The organism is Proteiniphilum sp. UBA5463 (assembly GCF_002427225.1).
Lineage (GTDB): Bacteria > Bacteroidota > Bacteroidia > Bacteroidales > Dysgonomonadaceae > Proteiniphilum > Proteiniphilum propionicum.
In genome coordinates, this window is sequence record NZ_DIQL01000025.1 from 52397 (window position 1) to 72256 (window position 19860).

At 41.7% G+C, this 19860-nt stretch carries 17 protein-coding genes; 12 read left to right on the top strand and 5 right to left on the bottom strand.

The window, feature by feature from the left end:
• Positions 1-287: 287 nt before the first annotated feature.
• From B3B27_RS04155 to B3B27_RS04205, 12 genes are all read left to right on the top strand, one after another.
• Entirely contained in the window at positions 288-905 is a 618-nt protein-coding gene (locus B3B27_RS04155) for a GNAT family N-acetyltransferase (RefSeq protein ID WP_238867858.1), read from the top strand.
• Entirely contained in the window at positions 902-2092 is a 1191-nt protein-coding gene (gene argG / locus B3B27_RS04160; protein ID WP_238867859.1) for an argininosuccinate synthase, read from the top strand. Before B3B27_RS04155 ends, argG begins: the two co-directional genes overlap by 4 nt.
• Positions 2085-3059: an N-acetyl-gamma-glutamyl-phosphate reductase gene (gene argC / locus B3B27_RS04165; protein WP_286834380.1), complete on the top strand. Its 975-nt coding sequence runs from the start codon at positions 2085-2087 to the stop codon at positions 3057-3059. The genes argG and argC overlap by 8 nt, the downstream gene beginning before the upstream one ends.
• A 180-nt stretch (positions 3060-3239) precedes the next feature.
• Positions 3240-4370, top strand: a complete 1131-nt coding sequence (locus B3B27_RS04170; RefSeq protein WP_238867861.1) for an aspartate aminotransferase family protein — start codon at positions 3240-3242, stop codon at positions 4368-4370.
• A 75-nt stretch (positions 4371-4445) separates the two neighbouring features.
• On the top strand, positions 4446-5402 hold the full coding sequence (locus tag B3B27_RS04175) for an N-acetylornithine carbamoyltransferase (protein ID WP_238867862.1): 957 nt from the start codon (positions 4446-4448) through the stop codon (positions 5400-5402).
• 58 nt (positions 5403-5460) lie between these two features.
• A complete protein-coding gene (gene argB, locus B3B27_RS04180; protein WP_238867863.1) occupies positions 5461-6252 on the top strand; it encodes an acetylglutamate kinase in 792 nt (263 codons plus the stop codon).
• A 53-nt stretch (positions 6253-6305) separates the two neighbouring features.
• Positions 6306-7367: a M20/M25/M40 family metallo-hydrolase gene (locus B3B27_RS04185; RefSeq protein ID WP_238867864.1), complete on the top strand. Its 1062-nt coding sequence runs from the start codon at positions 6306-6308 to the stop codon at positions 7365-7367.
• 100 nt (positions 7368-7467) lie between these two features.
• Entirely contained in the window at positions 7468-8784 is a 1317-nt protein-coding gene (gene argH / locus B3B27_RS04190) for an argininosuccinate lyase (protein WP_238867865.1), read from the top strand.
• Between the two features lie 286 nt (positions 8785-9070).
• Positions 9071-9202, top strand: coding sequence for a helix-turn-helix domain-containing protein (locus tag B3B27_RS11810; RefSeq protein WP_407681800.1), 132 nt, complete (start codon positions 9071-9073; stop codon positions 9200-9202).
• A 628-nt stretch (positions 9203-9830) separates the two neighbouring features.
• A complete protein-coding gene (pta, locus tag B3B27_RS04195; protein ID WP_238867866.1) occupies positions 9831-10844 on the top strand; it encodes a phosphate acetyltransferase in 1014 nt (337 codons plus the stop codon).
• Positions 10845-10933: 89 nt separating this feature from the next.
• Positions 10934-11914: a 3-hydroxyacyl-CoA dehydrogenase family protein gene (locus B3B27_RS04200; RefSeq protein WP_238867867.1), complete on the top strand. Its 981-nt coding sequence runs from the start codon at positions 10934-10936 to the stop codon at positions 11912-11914.
• A 17-nt stretch (positions 11915-11931) separates the two neighbouring features.
• Positions 11932-13137 carry an acetate kinase gene (locus B3B27_RS04205; protein WP_238867868.1) on the top strand — a complete coding sequence of 402 codons (1206 nt, stop codon included), beginning with the start codon at positions 11932-11934 and terminating at the stop codon, positions 13135-13137.
• A 350-nt stretch (positions 13138-13487) separates the two neighbouring features.
• On the opposite strand, the gene B3B27_RS04210 is transcribed toward B3B27_RS04205, so the two are convergent.
• The 5 genes from B3B27_RS04210 to B3B27_RS04230 all read right to left on the bottom strand — a co-directional run bounded on the left by B3B27_RS04210 (position 13488) and on the right by B3B27_RS04230 (position 19762).
• Positions 13488-16388, bottom strand: a complete 2901-nt coding sequence (locus tag B3B27_RS04210) for an ATP-binding protein (protein WP_286845761.1) — start codon at positions 16386-16388, stop codon at positions 13488-13490.
• Positions 16389-16566: 178 nt separating this feature from the next.
• Positions 16567-17250, bottom strand: a complete 684-nt coding sequence (locus B3B27_RS04215) for a hypothetical protein (RefSeq protein WP_238867870.1) — start codon at positions 17248-17250, stop codon at positions 16567-16569.
• Between the two features lie 52 nt (positions 17251-17302).
• A complete protein-coding gene (locus B3B27_RS04220; protein WP_286834394.1) occupies positions 17303-18079 on the bottom strand; it encodes a hypothetical protein in 777 nt (258 codons plus the stop codon).
• Between the two features lie 174 nt (positions 18080-18253).
• Positions 18254-18895 carry a YIP1 family protein gene (locus B3B27_RS04225; protein WP_286845192.1) on the bottom strand — a complete coding sequence of 214 codons (642 nt, stop codon included), beginning with the start codon at positions 18893-18895 and terminating at the stop codon, positions 18254-18256.
• Between the two features lie 219 nt (positions 18896-19114).
• Positions 19115-19762: a hypothetical protein gene (locus B3B27_RS04230; protein WP_238867873.1), complete on the bottom strand. Its 648-nt coding sequence runs from the start codon at positions 19760-19762 to the stop codon at positions 19115-19117.
• Positions 19763-19860: the final 98 nt, after the last annotated feature.

The window sequence follows — 19860 nt, forward strand, 5'->3', positions numbered from 1 at the left end:
TTTTTTTATAAGCCAAAAAAACAGTTTGATATTGTTTTTCATCCTTTACAAGAAAAGATTTTCTCAATAATACCACTATTTATAAATATAATGATTACTTTTGCAGTCCGATGAAAATGTTATTTAAACATACACACTTCCGTAAAGCAACAGACTTAGTCCGACGATGCTTTTAAATTATACAGGCAATATCTTGTCTGTATCCTCTCCTTTTATCTTTTTTCGCCAAAAGGTTACTTGTAACAACAAATATCAATTTATTTTATTATTATTATTATTGTTTTAGGATGAATGTAGAAATTCATATAGCAAACAGCAACTTCATAGGTTATGCGCAGGAGATTTGCGATTTAATTTATGAATCGGCACAAGCCCGGGGTACAGGCATTGCAAAACGCAGTGCAGAATATGTTGCTGAAAAGATTGAAGCAGGCAAGGCAGTAATCGCCCTCGATGGCGATAAACTGGTGGGATTCTCATACATTGAGACGTTTAGCCACAAACGGTTTGTGGCAAATTCGGGGTTGGTGGTGCATCCCGACTACCGTAATCAGGGGCTGGCAAAGAGGATCAAACGTAAAATCTTCGATCTATCACGAAGGCTTTATCCAAACGCCAAAATATTCAGTATAACCACCGGCCTGGCGGTGATGAAAATGAATACCGAGCTGGGATTCAAACCAGTCACTTTCTCAGAACTAACCGACGATGAAGAGTTTTGGAAAGGATGCCAGGGTTGCAGGAACTACGATATCCTGCAACGCAACAACTATAAAATGTGCCTTTGTACCGGACTTCTTTACGATTCGAAGACACAGCCGGCGGTGCAGGCGAGCCCCTTCGCAAAAAAAGTGGTGAAACCGGTTATTAAGAGAAGAAAAGCAAATAAAATGTTTAAAAAATGAAACAAAAAGTAGTTTTAGCATTCAGCGGCGGCCTGGACACGTCGTTCTGTGTACCATGGCTCATTAACGAAAAAGGGCTGGAAGTACATACGGTAATAGTTAATACCGGAGGCTTCTCCGATGATGAGTCGAAACGCATTGAAGAGCGTGCTCTCACACTGGGTGCCACATCACACACATGCATTGATGCTGTTGATGATTATTATGCAAAAGGCATCAGGTACCTGATATTCGGGAATGTGTTAAAAAACAACACTTATCCTTTGTCTGTAAGCTCGGAGCGATTCTTTCAGGCTATGGCAGTAATGGAGCATGTAAAAAAACTGAATGCCGATTTCGTTGCACACGGGAGTACCGGTGCCGGAAACGACCAGATACGTTTCGACCTGGTGTTTGAAGTGCTTGCACCTGAAGTAAAAATAATTGCTCCCATCAGAGAGCTGGCACTTTCGCGCCAGCAGGAGATAGATTATCTGAAAGAGAAGGGATTCGACTTCTCCTGGGAGAAATCTAAATACTCAATCAACCAGGGTATATGGGGAACAAGCGTAGGAGGTGTGGAGACTCTTAAATCGTCGGGAGTACTGCCCGAAGAGGCCTACCCGTCGCAGGTTACCGACTGGGGTACTGAACGAATTACAATTGGTTTTGAAAAGGGAGAGCCTCTCATTCTGAACGGAGAGAAGATGAATCCCGTAAATCTGATACACGCCTTGCATCAGAAAGCTTCGAAATATGGTATCGGTCGCGATGTGCATGTGGGCGACACCATTATTGGAACAAAAGGGCGCGTAGCCTTCGAAGCGCCGGCACCACTGATTATTGTAAAGGCTCATCACCTGCTCGAGAAGCATGTTCTTACCAAGCAGCAGCTCTACTGGAAAGATCAGCTTTCCAACTGGTATGGCCAGCTGATGCATGAAGCTCAGTACCTGGAGCCGGTTATGCGTAATATTGAAACATTCCTCAACGATACACAGAAATTTGTCTCGGGTGAAGTGGAGGTGGAACTGCGCCCCTATCATTTCGCGGTTTTAGGCTGCTCAAGTGATTATGATCTTATGAGCCCAAGATTCGGTGAGTACGGAGAGACAAACAAATCGTTTTCGGGAGAGGATGTAGTGGGATTTACGAAAGTTACTGCCAATCCGTTAAAAATATATTATACCATTCACGACAATGATTAATGTAAGTATTGCAGGAGGAACTGGTTATACGGCAGGTGAACTGCTGCGTATCCTGCTGCGCCACCCTGAAGCGAACATAGAATCGGTTATAAGCACCACCTCGGCGGGTATGCAGGTTGCGGAGATCCACCGCGACCTGCTAGGTGAAACCGATATGGTGTTCAGCCATACTTTTATCAACCCAGATCTAATTTTTCTATGCCTGGGACATGGATTGTCGCGAAACTTCTTGGAAATGAACAATGTACCTAAACGGTGCAAGATTATTGACCTTGGAAACGATTTTCGCAACAAGCCACTGTTTAAAGACAGGGAGTTCGTTTTCGGGCTGTGTGAACTGAACAGGGAGAAACTGCGCAAAGCAGGCAATGTTGCCAACCCAGGTTGTTTTGCTACGTCAATCATGCTAGCTTTATTGCCGCTAGCATCAAAGCAGCTGTTAACAGACGAAATTCATGTACATGCCATCACTGGCTCTACAGGCGCTGGCAAAAGGCCAGGTGAAACAACCCACTTTAGTTATCGGGATAGCAATATTTCTGTTTACAAACCTTTTACTCACCAGCATCTGGAAGAGATCAGAAACACGTTGATTAACGCCGGCAGCCAAGGATTGCCACAGATCAACTTCGTACCCATGAGGGGAGATTTTGCCAGAGGCATCTTTGCCAGTGTTTACACAAAATTCAACAGCACAACAACTGAATCAGAAGTAATCAGGTTGTACAAAGAGTTTTACAAAACATCTCCCTTTGTGTTCGTTTCTGATGTGCCGGTTTCTCTCAAAGAGGTTGTAAATACCAATAAGGGGCTGTTACATATTGAGTTTCACAACGGATATATCCATATCACCTCCATAATTGACAATCTGGTTAAGGGTGCTTCGGGACAAGCGGTACAGAATATGAACCTGATGTTCGGATTGGAAGAGACAATGGGGCTGAAGTTGAAAGGAAGCGCATTTTAATATGCCAGCATAATTATTTGCTTTTTAGTGCAAAATTGTAATATCTATTTTATGAGTCTCCTCCTGAAAGTCTCTTTCATTGTAAGAAGGCAAAAGATGATACTGTTATTCAATGTGATATAAATAATCATTTCTGATTTTCAGTTTTTTGGGAGCATACTCTTATTATTATAAAACGAAATGAACTTATTTAACGTATATAGTTTGTGGGATATTGAGCCTGTACGGGCGCAAGGATGCCGTGTATGGGACAATGAGGGAACAGAGTATCTCGATTTTTACGGAGGCCATGCGGTCATTTCAATCGGACACTCCCACCCGAAGTATGTAAAAGCCATCAGTAGCCAGGTTGAGAAGATAGGCTTCTATTCTAACTCCGTACAAAACTCATTGCAGCAGGAGCTAGCTGATAAGCTGGGAGAGATATGCGGATATCCCGGCTATTCACTATTTCTCTGCAACTCAGGTGCCGAAGCTAATGAAAATGCACTGAAGCTGGCATCTTTTCACACAGGTAAAAAGCGCGTGATAGCTTTCAACGATGCTTTCCACGGCCGTACCTCGGGTGCAGTTGCAGTAACCCAGAACACAGCTATTCAGTCCCCGTTCAATTCCGGCCATGAAGTCACTTTTGTCCCGCTTAACAATATTGAAGCGGTAGAGACAGAATTGATAAAGGGCGATGCAGCAGCTGTAATTATTGAAGGGATACAGGGTGTAGCTGGCATCTATACACCTGAGGACTCTTTTCTCAAGGGGCTGCGTGAACTCTGCAACCGGTACAACACCCCGCTGGTGCTCGATGAGATTCAGTCAGGCTACGGCCGTACCGGAGATTTTTTTGCTCATCAGTCATCGGGTATCCGGCCCGACCTTATCACCATGGCAAAAGGTATGGCAAACGGATTCCCGATAGGAGGAGTACTTGTCTCCCCGGCGTTTGAAGCAAAGAAAGGGATGTTAGGAACTACCTTCGGTGGAAACCACCTTGCCTGTGCAGCTGCAATAGCTGTGCTGGATGTAATAAAAGAGGAATCGTTAGTGCGAAATGCCGAAGAGATGGGTAGTTATCTGAAAAAAGAGCTTTCTGCAATTGATGGTATAAAAGAGATCCGTGGACGTGGGCTGATGCTGGGCGTTGATATGCAGCCGCAATATTCCAACGTTCGCAACCGGCTACTGTTCGAAAGCCATATCTTTACAGGCGGTGCCAGGAATAACGTTATGAGGTTATTGCCGCCCTTGACGATATCGAAACCAGAGATTGATATTTTTATTACTGAACTAAAAAGTTATTTATATAAAAACTAATGTCATCACTACTTTCCAAATCACGTGAAAATGGGATTGGACAGACACGGCAGAAGTTAAAAAAATATTCATAAAATGAGAAACTTTACATCTGTTCACGACGTCGGCGACCTTACTGTGGCGCTCCGAAAAGCAAAGCAGGTAAAGGGAAGTCCTTTTGCCGACCAGGAGCTTGGCAAAAATAAAACCCTTCTGATGATCTTTTTCAACTCAAGCCTGCGCACGCGCCTGAGCACACAAAAGGCAGGGTTGAACCTTGGCATGAATGTGATAGTGCTCGACATCAACCAGGGTGCATGGAAACTCGAGACCGGAAAAGGAGTAGTCATGGATGGCGACAAGCCTGAACATATTCTTGAAGCGATACCTGTAATGGGTTCCTACTGCGATGTGATAGGAGTGCGCTCGTTTGCCCGTTTCGAAAACAAGGCAGATGATTACAACGAAATAATATTGAATCAGTTTATTAAATATTCAGGAAAGCCGGTTTTCAGTATGGAAGCAGCCACACGCCATCCACTGCAGAGCTTTGCCGACCTGATTACGATAGAGGAGTACAAAAAGAGAGAGCGCCCAAAAGTGGTACTTACCTGGGCCCCTCATCCACGTGCCCTTCCACAGGCCGTTCCCAACTCGTTCGCCGAATGGATGAACGCTGCCGGTTATGATTTTGTAATTACTCATCCCGAAGGATATGAACTTGATGAGAAGTTCACCGGCAATGCAGTAATAGAATACGACAAGGAGAAAGCTTACAAGAATGCCGACTTTATATATGCGAAAAACTGGGCAGCTTACCGTGATCCCAACTATGGCAGGGTTTTAAGCACCAACCGTGAGTGGACTGTGGACAGCCGGAAGATGGCGCTGACCAACAATGCTTATTTCATGCACTGTCTGCCGGTACGCCGCAACATGATTGTAAGTGACGAGGTAATAGACAGCCCACAGTCTATTGTCATTCCCGAAGCAGCCAACAGGGTGGTTTCGGCACAGGTGGTATTGAAAGAGATATTGCTGGGAATGCTATAAGCTATGCGTGCAGACTAAATTTGCAATGCGATTGAATATCAATACTTATTCTCAAAATATGACGGAAGATAAAAGAGCACCCCTTTCAATAGTTAAGATAGGGGGAAATATTGTTGATAATCCTGAATCGCTGGAAGCGTTTTTGTATGACTTCAACCGGTTGGAGGGACGGAAAGCTCTTGTACACGGTGGTGGCGTGATGGCTTCAAAGATGGCAGAACAACTTGGCATTGAGACGAAAATGGTTCAAGGGCGCCGTATTACTGATGAAGAGACTCTAAAGCTGGTTATCATGGTCTATGCAGGATGGATAAATAAGAATATTGTAGCATCACTGCAAAAGATTGGATGCAACGCCATCGGTCTGTCAGGCGCTGATGGAAATAGTATCCCTTCCGTCAAACGTTCTCCTGTACCGATCGACTTCGGCTTTGTGGGTGATCCGGATCCCGAAAAGGCCAATGCTGAATTTATTTCGCAACTGATCGAAAGCGCCGTCACCCCCGTTTTTTGTGCAATCACACACGACGGGAACGGCTCACTCTTAAACACCAATGCCGACACTGTTGCCTATACTGTAGCAACAGCCCTCTCCAAAAAATACCGCACCACGCTCTATTACTGCTTCGAGAAAGAGGGAGTTCTGCGTGACGTGGACGATCCGGCAAGCCTTGTTAAATCTATGAACAGAGCTGAATGCGAAGCATATAAGCGACAGGGAATAATTGCAGACGGCATGATACCAAAACTTGACAACTCATTCAAAGCAATAGAGGATGGCGTTTTGGAAGTGGTTATTCTGCATGCGAAAAATCTGCTTTCAAAAAAGGGAACAATACTCCTGGGATAAAATAATAGAATGTAACAAATTGCAACCGTAATAAATTTAACTCAAGCTGAATTATGCAGGGTGACTATATACAACATGCGACGGAACTGTTGAGAAAGCTGGTTTCGATACAATCTTTTTCGGGTGAAGAGCATCGGCGAAGCAATTTCCTGACAAAGCTTTTCAGCGAAAAAGGGATAGTACCCGAACGGGCCGGCAACAATCTGGTTGTACGTCAGCCCTTTCATGACAGGTCGAAACCGACCTTAATGCTGAATTCACATATCGATACTGTACGCCCTGGTGCCGGGTACACATTCAACCCTTTCACCCCTCCCCACTCTATCACTCACATTTACGGCCTGGGAAGTAATGATGCGGGTGCAAGCGTTGTATCAATGATTTATACTTTTCTCCATTTTTATGAAATATCGCTACCGTTCAACCTTCTGCTTGCCCTTTCCACGGAAGAGGAAAATTCAGGTTCCAATGGCATGCGGTTACTCTGGCAAAAGCTCTCGGACGAGGTGGATATGGCTATCATAGGAGAGCCCACCGGTATGAGGGCTGCAGTTGCAGAACGGGGACTACTGGTTATTGATGGCGAGGCGACGGGAATAAGCGGACATGCCGCACGGAATGAAGGGATAAATGCCCTGTATATTGCTCTGGATGATATCACCACACTGAAATCTGTTAAATTCGAGAAGGTTTCCCCCTCAATGGGAGAGGTAAAGCTAACCGTAACTCAAATAAGCGCGGGCACACAACACAATGTAATTCCTGGCAAGTGCAGCTTTGTAGTGGACATACGCCCCACAGAGATGTACACCAACCAGGAGATCATGGAAATATTGCAACCGAAAGTGAAAAGCGTACTTCAGGCACGCTCCCTTACCAACAGGAGCTCGGCAACCCCTTCCGGTCATCTTTTGCTGCAGTGCGCTAATAAGCTGGGCATTGAAACATACACCTCACCAACCACATCGGACTGGATGCGCATCTCCTGTCCTGCCCTGAAAATGGGACCGGGAGAATCGGAACGATCACACAAGGCCGATGAGTTTGTTTTGATCGAGGAGCTGGGAGATGGAATCAACGGATATATCAGTTTTATTGAAAACTTAATGGTGTAACATTTACAGTTTTCTACCTTTTTTTAAAAGGGAGGATAAATTCACTACTATACGAAACAGACAATATTGATGTAAATAAGCGATAAAAAAATAAAGGGAGATGGCAAAAATATGGAACAAAGGCTTCGATGCCAATCAGAGAGTAGAAGATTTCACAGTGGGTAATGACAGGGAGCTCGACCTCCGCCTGGCAAAACATGACATCCTTGGATCGATGGCACATATCAAAATGCTTGTGAAGATTGGACTCCTGGAAGCTGGTGAGGAGAAAGTTCTCCGCAATGAACTGCAGAATATATTATCAGAGGTTGATAAAGGAGAGTTCCGCCTCGATGATGATGCCGAAGATATCCATTCACAGATTGAAGCTATGCTTACCCAACGGCTGGGAGATACAGGCAAAAAAATTCACTCGGGACGTTCACGCAACGATCAGGTACTGGTGGATATCAAGCTTTTTCTTAAAGAGGAGATTTTTCATATAAAAGAGGAGGTGATTCAGCTGTTTGAACTTTTGCAATCGCTAAGTGAAAAGCATAAAGATACACTTTTGCCGGGGTATACCCACGCACAAATAGCTATGCCTTCTTCTTTCGGTCTATGGTTCGGTGCATATGCAGAGACATTGGTTGATGACATGCATACGCTTGCAGCAGCATGGCAGGTAGCTGATCAGAACCCTCTGGGATCGGCAGCAGGCTATGGCAGTTCCTTTCCTCTGGACCGTGAAATGACTACCCGTGAACTGGGCTTTGCCACCATGAGCTTCAATGTGGTCGCCGCCCAGATGGGGCGCGGCAAAACAGAACGAATAGTTGCCCAAAGCATTGCGAATATTGCTTCCACACTTAACAAACTTGCCTCTGATAATTGTATGTACCTTTCAGGTAACTATGGTTTTATCTCATACCCTGATGAGTTTACTACTGGATCGAGTATTATGCCTCATAAAAAGAATCCCGATGTGTGGGAACTAATACGGGGACACAGCAATCGCCTGCAGAGCCTGCCCAATGAAATAACATTGATGACAACTAATATGCCGCACGGATATCATCGCGACTATCAACTGCTGAAAGAGGTGCTATTCCCGGCACTGGAAACCCTGCACAAGCTCCTGCAGATGACCTGCTTTATGCTTGATCATATCTCGGTTAACGAGGATATCCTTTCCGATCCACGGTATGAATACCTCTTCACCGTAGAAGAGGTAAACAAACGCGTATTGCAGGGTGTCCCTTTCAGAGAAGCCTATCAGCAGGTAGGAAAAGAAGTACAGGAGGGTTCCTTCCAGGCTCCTAAAAAAGTACATCATACCCATGCCGGGAGCATCGGCAACCTATGCACTAAAGAGATCAGGACAAAGATGGAGAGAGCTGCACAGGCCATAAATTGTGATCCGGGAATTATCTCTTGACCCTATTCAATAAAAGAATTGTATCACATTAAATAATCCGACAAAACTCAGGATTTCAACAATAAAAATGGTTTTCTCCCAACCCTGCTCCCTTAAGGGAGAATGCCAAAATCGGTAACTGCTGCAGCCGTCGGCAGGGACCATAAAACTGTTGCTGATAACATTTATTTAATCCATACACCAGCCTTTATTTATGACACCAAAAACAACTATCCTGTGGATGTTATTGCAGCATAAACATCTGTTTTACTGAAAATATCAAAAGAGGTAACGATCGCGCACTCAGCTGGCCGAATATTTTGGTGTACAGCAACAATCGCTAGCCCGTTCACTTAAAGTGATGGAAGATGAGGAAATAATCCGGCTGAAAGGGCGTGTTGTGAAAGTACTAGAAAGAAACAGGCTTATTGGGGAGTGACAATATGCTGATTCTGTTTTTAAACTATTTTAATATATTTGGTGTGATTTTCTAAACTTCTCGTAACAGCAACTCTTTTGCCTTACAAAATGCCACTTTATCTGCTCTTTTTTTCGTACTTTTGCGGAGATTACATTTTATTTTGAAACGAGGATAAGAATCACTTACAAGCGGATGTTCCATGAGTGTATTTGAAAATAAATAGCTTTAATTGTATGAAATTATATCCTGATCATAATTTGAAAACCAAAACAAATATTAATCTATTTAGTTAAGCAATACAAACAGAGGACAAACATGCTTGAATGTTTTCGACAAACAAAGTGCAGAAAGCAAATTTACCTGTATTTATACCGTTGCCGGGATTTATGCGTTATTCAGTTCAAACAAAGAAGAAGCATGCCGCTATTTTGACTCAGCAGGTTAAAATTGAACTAAATTCAAAACAAACAAGTTTGCTCACAACATTGCAGAGCGCTGATTATTTATTAAAATAGCATACTGCAAACAAGTTTGCATTATTGCCGATAGAATTCTTTTCAGATAGGCGATAAACGAAAAAAGAGTTTAATAGAAAAATGTTATTGCGAAAATCAGGTTGAAAGAAATAGTCAAATATTAATAAACAATGAACTTACTAGAGAGCATGATCGAAAAGGCAAAAACGAATAAACAAAGAATCGTATTGCCTGAAGGGGCCGAAGAACGAACTTTAACGGCGGCCAATCAATTAATTCGTGACGGTATTGCGGAAATCATTCTTCTGGGAGCCCCCGGAGAGATTCAGATACTTGCAAAAAAACTCGGACTTGAAAATATTGACAAAGCTGTTGTCATAGATCCGAAAAAGCACGACAAAAAAGAGTCGTATGCAAACCTGCTGCTGGAACTGCGCAAAAAGAAAGGGATGACACCCGGACAGGCTGCCATGCTGGTAGAAGACCCACTTTACCTTGCATGCCTTATGATAAAGAACGGTGATGCCGACGGAGAAATTGCGGGAGCACAAAACACTACCGGCGATGTACTTCGCCCCGCACTGCAGATTATCAAAACCTCCCCTGGAGTGAAAGTGGTCTCTGGTGCTTTCATCATGTTTACTCAGACTCCGCAATACGGAGAGAACGGAGTCCTGCTGTTTGCCGATTGTGCAGTTGTGCCAAATCCAACTGCCGAAGAGCTGGCTTCAATTGCTGTTGCATCGGCACAGACAATGAAGAGCCTCACTGGAGTTGAGCCACGTGTAGCGATGCTTAGCTTTTCCACCAGGGGAAGTGCTGAACATGAGATGATCGATAAAGTACGCGAAGCAACACGGATAGCCCGGGAGACTGACCCGCGGCTTCTTATTGACGGTGAACTACAAGCCGATGCTGCGCTTGTCCCAGACGTTGGCTCGACAAAAGCACCTGGAAGCCTCATCGCAGGTAAAGCCAATGTGTTGGTATTTCCAACACTTGAGTCAGGTAATATAGGATATAAACTGGTGCAGCGGCTTGGCAACGCAGAAGCTGTAGGGCCCATACTTCAGGGAATGGCTGCTCCGGTGAACGACCTTTCACGAGGCTGCTCGGTGGAAGATATTTACAAAATGGTGGTTATAGCTTCCAATCAGGCAATTGGAATGAAAAACAACATATAAAACCAAACGACAAGCAATCAGTTAAAATGAATCTAGGACTTTACTCTTGCATGTCTGATATTATATAACTAAAGAAATTTACAAAACATATGAATGAAATGATTATAGAACCTATCGAAGAGTACGGGCTTACTATCACTGCAGAAAGCAAAAATAAGCCATTATTCTCAAAGATAGGGGTTGTTGGAGCCGGCAAGGAGGGAAGAACAATTATCGACAAGGCTGCAACAGCAGGAATGGAAGTGGTTTTCCTTGATGAATCTCCTGAAAGGATAGATTATGTGATAAACGAGATAGGGAAAATAATGGATCATAAGATCAGCAGCTGGGGGTTGACACCTTCTGAAAAAAAGATTATTATGAACCGAATCACACCGACTCTGGTATATGAAGACTTTGCCGGATGCGACCTGGTGATTGAATGTACCCGGCATTCGGAAAGCGGCCGCAGGAGTACACCACTACGAAAAAACATTTTTAAAAAACTGGAAGATGTACTCGACACCGATGCCATCATCGCAACCAACGGCTCCACAGTAATCATCAGCGAGCTGGCCGCCGACCTTGATCACAAAGAGCGCTGTGTAAGCCTGTACTTCCCTGTCTTACACCCTGACGCACGAATACTGGAAATTTCGAAGGGGATGTACACATCTGAAGAGGTTTATCAGAAGATGGAGATCTTTGCCAAACTCATTAACTACAAGCCACACCGCATTAACGAAAGCAATGGGAACGTGAGCCTGCGCCTTTTAGTGACAATGCTGAACGAAGCTTGTCAGACTCTCCTTGAGAGAATCAGCTCCATGGAAGATATTGAAGAAACATTTACCATCATTTACGGGCAACGTTACGGAATTTTCCGCATTGCGGACATTGTTGGCATAGAGCGGCTGGTCACGCTAATGGAAGCCATGTTCAGCGATTTTGGCGAAAAGCATTACAAGCCCAACCCTCTTCTTTGGAAACTATACCGCTCCAATCAGCTAGGCGTACGTACAGGAAAGGGCTTTTATATATACGATGAAAACGGGAATCCGGTTTCAACAAATAAAACGGTATTTAATTAAGGAGAATTACAGACATTATGAAGATATTAGTTTTAAATTGCGGAAGCTCATCAATAAAGTACAAGCTTTTTGAGATGGAAAGCAAAAAGGTGGTTGCACAGGGAGGTATTGAAAAAATCGGGATGAAAGGATCCTTCCTCAAACTAACATTACCGGACGGACAGAAAGTAATGCTCGAAGGAGAGATACTGGAACATCGTGCAGGAATTGAATATATACTTGGGGTATTACTCAGCGAGAAATATGGATGCATCAAATCATTGAAAGAAATAAATGCCGTTGGGCACAGAGTGGTTCACGGTGGCGAGCGTTTCAACTCAAGTGTACTCATTACCGACGAAGTGATTGAGATGCTTAACGAGTGCATTGAACTGGCACCGCTCCACAATCCGCCCAACCTGAAAGGTATCTATGCAATTCAGGAGCTGATGCCCGACACGCCACAGGTAAGTGTTTTCGATACTGCTTTTCACCAGACTATGCCAGACTATGCCTATACGTATGGTATCCCCTACTCTCTTTACGAAAAATACAGTATCCGTCGTTACGGTTTTCACGGTACCAGCCACCGTTACGTATCTAAACGAGCGTGCGAATTTCTTGGCGTTCCATACGAGGAGCAGCGCATAATAACAGCCCATATTGGAAATGGAGGATCTATAACAGCTATCAGAAACGGGAAATCCATTGATACAAGTATGGGAATGACCCCCGTGGAAGGATTGATAATGGGTACACGCTCAGGTGATGTTGATCCTGGTGTGATCTCATACATTATGGAAAAAGAAAATATGGGTACGAAGGGTATATCCACACTATTGAACAAATTTTCTGGAGTACTTGGCATTTCAGGCATATCCTCAGATATGCGCGAGATTGAAGAAGCTATTAACAGCGGGAACAAAAGGGCTATCCTGGCAATGAATACTTACAATTACCGCATCAAAAAATATATAGGATCTTATGCCGCCATTCTTGGAGGTGTTGATATACTCGTGTTCACTGGCGGTGTTGGCGAGAATCAGGCTGTTACCCGAAGTTATGCATGCAAAAACATGGAATTCATGGGCATTGAACTCGATGAAAAACTAAATGCCTCAGTACGTGCAAAAGAGGTAATCATCAGCAAACCATCTTCAAAGGTAAAAGTGGTAATCATCCCCACTGATGAGGAGCTTACAATCGCTAGAGACACATTGGAAATCCTTCAAAATAAAAATTAAAGCAGAATAAATACCGTCCCGTGAGATCGCCTCAGGGACGGTGTTTTTTCTATTTGAAATAAATAATCACATAATCAATACTTCGGTAATTATTTTTCAAACACCTTGCAATCAGCTAAAAGTACTACTGGGTTTCGAACAGGCCTATCTTGTTGTTAATTATTTGATTATGCGACCTATGGATGCTTTTTTACCGGACTGTTGATATAATAGTACGCTAAAATTATCTTAATTCCCATATAGTACGGTATTTTTTTAATTTTCTCCGAAAACTAATCAGATGTATAGCCTCTTTCCGGTATCTTTTTAAATCTAAAGCCTGCTTATCTATTATGAAAGAACTATTAACATCATCTTGGTAAACGGCGGTATTGAGAAGGAGTGACGTTTGTTAATTTTTTAAAGGTACGCGAAAAATAGGCCATGTCATAGAAACCGCACTCCTCGGCAATCTGACCGATTGATTTATCCTCTGTTACCAGCTTCTTTTTTGCATGCTCAACTCGAAGTCTGAGAATAAACATCGATGGTGTACAACCTGCAACTGCGCTAAGCTTTCTGTTAAGCTGCGAACTGCTGATGCAGAGTTTTTCAGCAAGCGAAGTTGAAGTAAAACCAGAATTATTAATATCTTTAAAAACAATATCAGTCGCTTTTTTAAGAAAATTAATATTTATGTCGTTTATATTCAAATCATCGCCTTTGAATAAGGATTGCATATATTTCTCCTTAAGCAAGCGCCTGTTTTCAAGCAGAGCTTCTATCTGAATTAATAACTCTTCGTAGTGAAACGGTTTTTTTATATATGCATCGGCGCCACATTTCATACCTTTAAGGCGATCGTCAATTGTTGTTTTTGCCGTTAATAAAATTATCGGGATATGGTTCAGTAGAGCGGATTTGCGAATTTCACGACATAGAGCAAAACCATCCTTATTAGGCATCATTACATCTGAAATAATAATGTCGGGTATCAACTCGTTTGCAAGTTCCAGCCCCTCTGTACCATCCCTAGCCGTAACGGAATTGTATTCAGCAGGCAGCAATGCTTTTATATATAGTACTACGTCATCGTTGTCTTCTATCAGCAAAACTGTAGGGGAAATATCTGATCTTCGCCTGTTGATAATTTTACCTTTAACATCCTGAGACTCTAAAAAGATATTCAAACCTGTATTGACTTTCATGGAAGAGGGTATCCGTTCATTCTCTTTTGGAGTCCACACAGATATATTATTCGTTTCGGACTGTTGCAAAGGAAGTGAAACGATAAAAACTGTCCCTTTTTGTTCTGCACTCTCTACCTCAATTTTTCCGTTCATTATTTCAACCAATTGACGTGTATAACTGAGCCCGATACCACTGCCATTATTTCTTTCGGAATTATTACCCTGATAAAAAAGATCAAAAATATATTCCAGATCCGATTTAGGTATACCATCTCCAAAATCCTGCACCTTAAGGACCGCTTCTTTGTTTTTTATTTTTGATATTACCACGTGAATCTCTTTCCCCGGGCCACTGAATTTTATTGCATTCGACAACAGGTTCTGCAGGATATCATCAACATAATGTGGAATAAAATCCATCTCAATAAGAGGATCACTGCTCGTAAACAACAATTTTATATCTTTTTCTTTTGCGTAGAGGCGAAAAGAATCTATAACCATGTTCAGATAGACAACAATATTGCCTTTTTGCCATTTGGGATTATCAGAGCCTGAATTTATTTTCGACATACTCAGCAATTGATTTGTCAGTGTAAGCAGATGCGCTCCCTGCCTGTCAATCGCCTTCAAATATGCTTTCGATTCATGTTGTGTAAGATTACTCTCCGACTGCATATGATTGCTAAGTCCGAGGATAACGGTCAGCGGAGTGCGGAATTGATGAGTTATATTGGTAAAGAAACTTGTTCGTGCACTATACATGTCCCTGAGTATTTTGTTGCTCCTGGTACGCTCCATATAGGAATAAAAAAGGGCTATAAGCAAAAAGACAAGCAATATTAACGATATTCCTGAAGCGTATATAATGGTCCTCTTTTGTCGCGCTACCATCTCGTTACGAAGATTCAGGCCCGATATGTATTGCATGTTTTTATCACTTTCGTAATTTTGACGTACATCAATCACCTTATTATATTTCTGCATATTCTGAATACTGTCCTGAAATTGTTGGCTTTTCTTATAATTGCTTAATGCTGTAGCGTAATTACCACGTTTAATATTATACTCATGGAGCAAATTATAAACTTCTGCGAGATGTTTTGGCGACTGAATGGCTTTGGCTGCCTTATCAGCAATTCTTATATACCTTATAGACTCAACAGAATCATTTTTAAGCAGCATTATACGAGCAATGGCTAAGGTTGAATTCAGCCAGTGCCATGTATCTGAAATATCGCTCAGTATATTATATGCCATCAGATATTCACGTTCTGCCTTATCATACTCGTTCTTTAGCTCGTAAATATGTCCTAAGTGAATATAACACAAGCCTATTCCCAACTGCGATTTAGCTAGCATGTTCTTTTCCAAGGAACGTTGATAATATGCAAACGCTGAATCATACATCAGCTTTTTTTCAATAACAGTACCAATATTTGCATAATTCATGGCCTGACCAAGATTGCTGCCCAATGTTATTTCCTCCGCCAGTGCTTCCTTGAACATCCTCTCGGCTTCATCAAGATTTCCAAATGAGAGGTGAACATTACCGATTCCATTAATTGCCATGGCACGGCTTTTACGACCAACATATTCATTTTTAGCCGAGAAGGACTCGGCCATCTGAAGTGCCTGATAATGATAATCGGAAGCTTCGGGCAGAGCCTCTATTCTCCTAAAGTTGGTCCCGATATTATTGAGAGCCTGAATAATGCCGATTGTATCATTTATCTTGTAAGCTGCAACTAGACCTTGCTGGTGATATGAAATAGCTTTAGAAAAATCTGAAGCTTCCCGCATCCTTTCCCCCAGCACCTTACAGAGCACGGATACTGCCAAGTTATCACGATCGATAACGCTTTTCCCCAAAAGCAGCCTGATTGAATCTGTAGGAAAACTATCGTCCGAAATCTTCTCTTCCCAGATTTTTTTCTGATCATACATGAGTTGCTGCTGTTTTTCATTTTCCGAACAGAAAAAAAACAAGGAAGCTATCAGCAGGAAAAATCCTGCATTGATAAACAGTTTACACCACACAGCACGTGGGTTTTCCGAACAGTTAATTGTCCTAATTTTCAGCACTGTGACTTTATTTTATTGCAAAAATAACATATAATCAGGAATAACAAAATATCTTAAAATAATGTGAATTTGAAATTAAGCACCCTTCTTAAATATCTCTTATATTATAAATAATTATTTTTTATATTCAGGGTTATCGGGGTAGGCTCAAATTAATATTGTTTAAAGATATGGATCCCTATTTTTTAAGGGATGTCAAGATGGTATAACCTATAAGATTCTCCTTTTTATCATAGCTCTCTGATTTTACCATACCTACTCCGGCAGCATACCATTGAATGTTTTTTCCAGAAGTGGATATTCCCATTGCTTTGCCAGAAACATCTCCCGAAATCTTCATGCAGGAAAATGTACCCGCCGGCACAGTAATATCTTCAACTGCTTCTATGCGGCGATTGGTTATTTTTGTTGCCATTTTCATGGAAATAAATCCCATCTCGGCAGTTATTGTAATGTCAGCATCAGGCAAGGTTTGACTGGCTTCGCCAATTACAGGTATCTCCATGCCATTTCCTTCAATTATAACGGAAGCAGGTATCTCTCCATCCTGTTGAAAAGCAGCCTTATTCACGAAACTGCTCATATCAAAATACATTTTGTCTCCAACCTGTTCCATTGTGATGCGATCTGAAAATGTAAGTTTATCCTTTTCATCGTAAGATGAAACCAAATAAGTGACTGAAATTTTATTACCGGAGTCAGCTATTGATTCAAGCAGATAAACGTTCTTCCCTACAGACTTACCCTTTTTGTCGAAGTTCTGATAAGTCATCACTGTTCCCTGAGCAGGGAACAGTCCCTTTTGAGCTGACAGTACAAAACTAATACAAAGCACAATGTTTAAAACAACTATTCGTTTCATAATTTATTTCAATTATATGTTATGACGGTTCAGAATATTTAAACTGTAAAAACTAAAATTCATATAGTTCGGTAATATTATATGAATTGTAGTCATATATTTTCATCAACTCACCAGTATGCATCATGATGTAATCTAGCCAGAGTCCGTAGCTGGTTTTAACATTATATGACTGATAAGCAATTCTGTTTGCCTCGTCCTGAAGCTCATTAATCTTTACTCCACAGGAAACAAGTTCACCAAGCATGTTACGATATTTGACAAGGAATTCTCTGCATATCATTCCCAACTCCAGGCACCTTTCTGCTACAAGGTTCTTAATCTTATCCCTAACATTGCTAGTGTCCTTTCCCTGGGCAATAGCATTTCTAAGCTCATTATTCAACGGTTCTAATATTTGCTGGTACTTGGTTTCCACCGAAATTATGTTTTTAGACTTATCCAAAAGTATCTCATTCAGTTTGGATTCGGCCTGCCTCTCTGTAAGTTCAATCTCTTTCAATAATCCAAAGTACTTCCTCTGAAGTTCACCACCTGATGGTTCAAACAAAGCCATGTTCGACTTAGCATCTTTAAGAGCATCATCTTTTTCCCATTTTTCTTTGACCTGAAGTTCCACCATCCTGTCCTTCAGTGCAGACAGTCTTTCTACCCATTTTGCAGCAACATCAAGCCTCTCACCGCATATATTCACAGGGATGGGAGGCAACTCTTTAATAAATGACCAGGGATCATCGCCTGCATCAGCGTAACCGGGAACCATCATAAATGCACATAACATCAATATGTTAACTATCTTTAATTTATACGGTAAAATGCTATTCTTCATATGATTAATTTATTTATTTCGCAACGGTTTAAGAAACATTTTCATTATTAAAACAACAATTGCAAAAACGGATTAATGACCATATTAATCATTTTATTATCAAAAAATTCTGTAACTCACGGAAATTTTAAGATACAGGAATTTTGATGCTCTCAGTAATGGCTGTTGTCTGTATCAACGCCAATAACTGCCAGTGCCAATCAGCTGAGCAAGAATTAAACCCAAAACCAGCGAAATAACTATCATCGCCAATAGTGAAACAACAAAATAGGTGGTAGCCTTTTCATCAGTTACCTTCATCATGGGTTTAACACCAAAGTATAAAAGAAACAGTCCGTAAATTCCCGCCACTCCTGCCAACATGCTCAAGCTGTAGTGAATATAAAATATTCCGCCAACACAAACCGGGGTATAGCAGTAAGCAGCAAGCTGAAATGCTCTATTAAAATCTTTTACACCACCGTATTTAGGAGCCATAAAATTAAATACAGCTGCAGTAAGGTATGCTCCTCCTATTACTGAAATAAAATGCTGTATTGCATATCTAACTCCCCAGAAGATACCTCCCCCCACTCTAACTCCAAGAAAGTGGTAACCGATCAGTCCATAACCTATAAAAGATGCGACCACAGGAATTAAAGACAGCCAGATCAAATATGTCATCAACACTTTAGTATGGGAGTCATTTTCAGATTCAATCACGCTCCATTCATCTTTGGGAGTGAACAAAATTTTTCTTGCTCTTTCAATCTGATTCATATTTTTATTAATTTTAAATAAATTATTTTCGATTTCTTTTTTTCGAGTCCCCTCCATAAAATCTCTTTTATTAAATATGGACCAAAGCAGATGTTGATTTTCAATGAAATATGAATAATCATTTCTGATATTTTGGATTATATGAGCAGGCTCTTTTCTGATAATTCAATATAATAATCAAGTTAAATACCCAGAGCCAACTCTGTTGGCAAGCAAGTTAAATGTCAGGAATCAACTCTGCCGGCAAGCAAGATGTTGGCTACGAAAGATTCATGACTACTCCATGAATTTAATATCACCTGGTATCTCAAACTTTTCAGCCGGCGGCGCTACCTCTTCAACCGATATCACCCTGGTGTTAGACTTAACTCCCATAGCCTCACCTTCCATACTCATCATCACATTACCGAACATAATATATTCCATCTCGGTACCCTTGTCGCTTTTTATCCTCATCTTTTGACACTTGTACCCAAGATAGTCCACATCGCCCAATTTCTCAATATTCATCTTACCCGATAACTCAGCTGACATACCCTCTACATCAACACCCATTGGATTTACTGATCTAGTCATTACATAATGCTCACCGGTTCCTTGGTCGAGATCTATTCTCCAATGTTCGTCACCTTTAATGATCTCAAGGGTGTGTGAGGAGTAGTCCTCTCCCATTATCTCCATTGGAACTGTTGTCTCGATAGCTTCCCAGTCACCCCATTTATCGAAATAGGTAACGGTATTAACCTCAACACCCATTGTTTCAGAAGTTGAATGAATTATTCCCTGTGCCAAGGGGTATCTCTTTTTGGAAGCGTCCCCTGCAAGCTCTTTCATTGTTGTTTCATCCTCCGGCTTGCTTTTTCTGTCGCCTCCGCATGCTCCCAACAACAGAGAAAACATTATTACAAAAATTATCTTTCTCATGCGTAAATAATTTAAATATTAAAATTCTCAATAACAGTTCGGTAAAAATTCATTTAATATCAATATAATCTAACAACTACGCTGTTCGCATTAAAAAG

Excerpts from the sequence above, each read along its gene's own strand:
- B3B27_RS04155 (WP_238867858.1), top strand. The coding sequence starts at position 288 with ATGAATGTAGAAATTCATATAGCAAACAGCAACTTCATAGGTTATGCG.
- argG (WP_238867859.1), top strand. The coding sequence starts at position 902 with ATGAAACAAAAAGTAGTTTTAGCATTCAGCGGCGGCCTGGACACGTCG.
- argC (WP_286834380.1), top strand. The coding sequence starts at position 2,085 with ATGATTAATGTAAGTATTGCAGGAGGAACTGGTTATACGGCAGGTGAA.
- B3B27_RS04170 (WP_238867861.1), top strand. The coding sequence starts at position 3,240 with ATGAACTTATTTAACGTATATAGTTTGTGGGATATTGAGCCTGTACGG.
- B3B27_RS04175 (WP_238867862.1), top strand. The coding sequence starts at position 4,446 with ATGAGAAACTTTACATCTGTTCACGACGTCGGCGACCTTACTGTGGCG.
- argB (WP_238867863.1), top strand. The coding sequence starts at position 5,461 with ATGACGGAAGATAAAAGAGCACCCCTTTCAATAGTTAAGATAGGGGGA.
- B3B27_RS04185 (WP_238867864.1), top strand. The coding sequence starts at position 6,306 with ATGCAGGGTGACTATATACAACATGCGACGGAACTGTTGAGAAAGCTG.
- argH (WP_238867865.1), top strand. The coding sequence starts at position 7,468 with ATGGCAAAAATATGGAACAAAGGCTTCGATGCCAATCAGAGAGTAGAA.
- pta (WP_238867866.1), top strand. The coding sequence starts at position 9,831 with ATGAACTTACTAGAGAGCATGATCGAAAAGGCAAAAACGAATAAACAA.
- B3B27_RS04200 (WP_238867867.1), top strand. The coding sequence starts at position 10,934 with ATGAATGAAATGATTATAGAACCTATCGAAGAGTACGGGCTTACTATC.
- B3B27_RS04205 (WP_238867868.1), top strand. The coding sequence starts at position 11,932 with ATGAAGATATTAGTTTTAAATTGCGGAAGCTCATCAATAAAGTACAAG.
- B3B27_RS04215 (WP_238867870.1), bottom strand. The coding sequence starts at position 17,250 with ATGAAACGAATAGTTGTTTTAAACATTGTGCTTTGTATTAGTTTTGTA.
- B3B27_RS04220 (WP_286834394.1), bottom strand. The coding sequence starts at position 18,079 with ATGAAGAATAGCATTTTACCGTATAAATTAAAGATAGTTAACATATTG.
- B3B27_RS04225 (WP_286845192.1), bottom strand. The coding sequence starts at position 18,895 with ATGGAGGGGACTCGAAAAAAAGAAATCGAAAATAATTTATTTAAAATT.
- B3B27_RS04230 (WP_238867873.1), bottom strand. The coding sequence starts at position 19,762 with ATGAGAAAGATAATTTTTGTAATAATGTTTTCTCTGTTGTTGGGAGCA.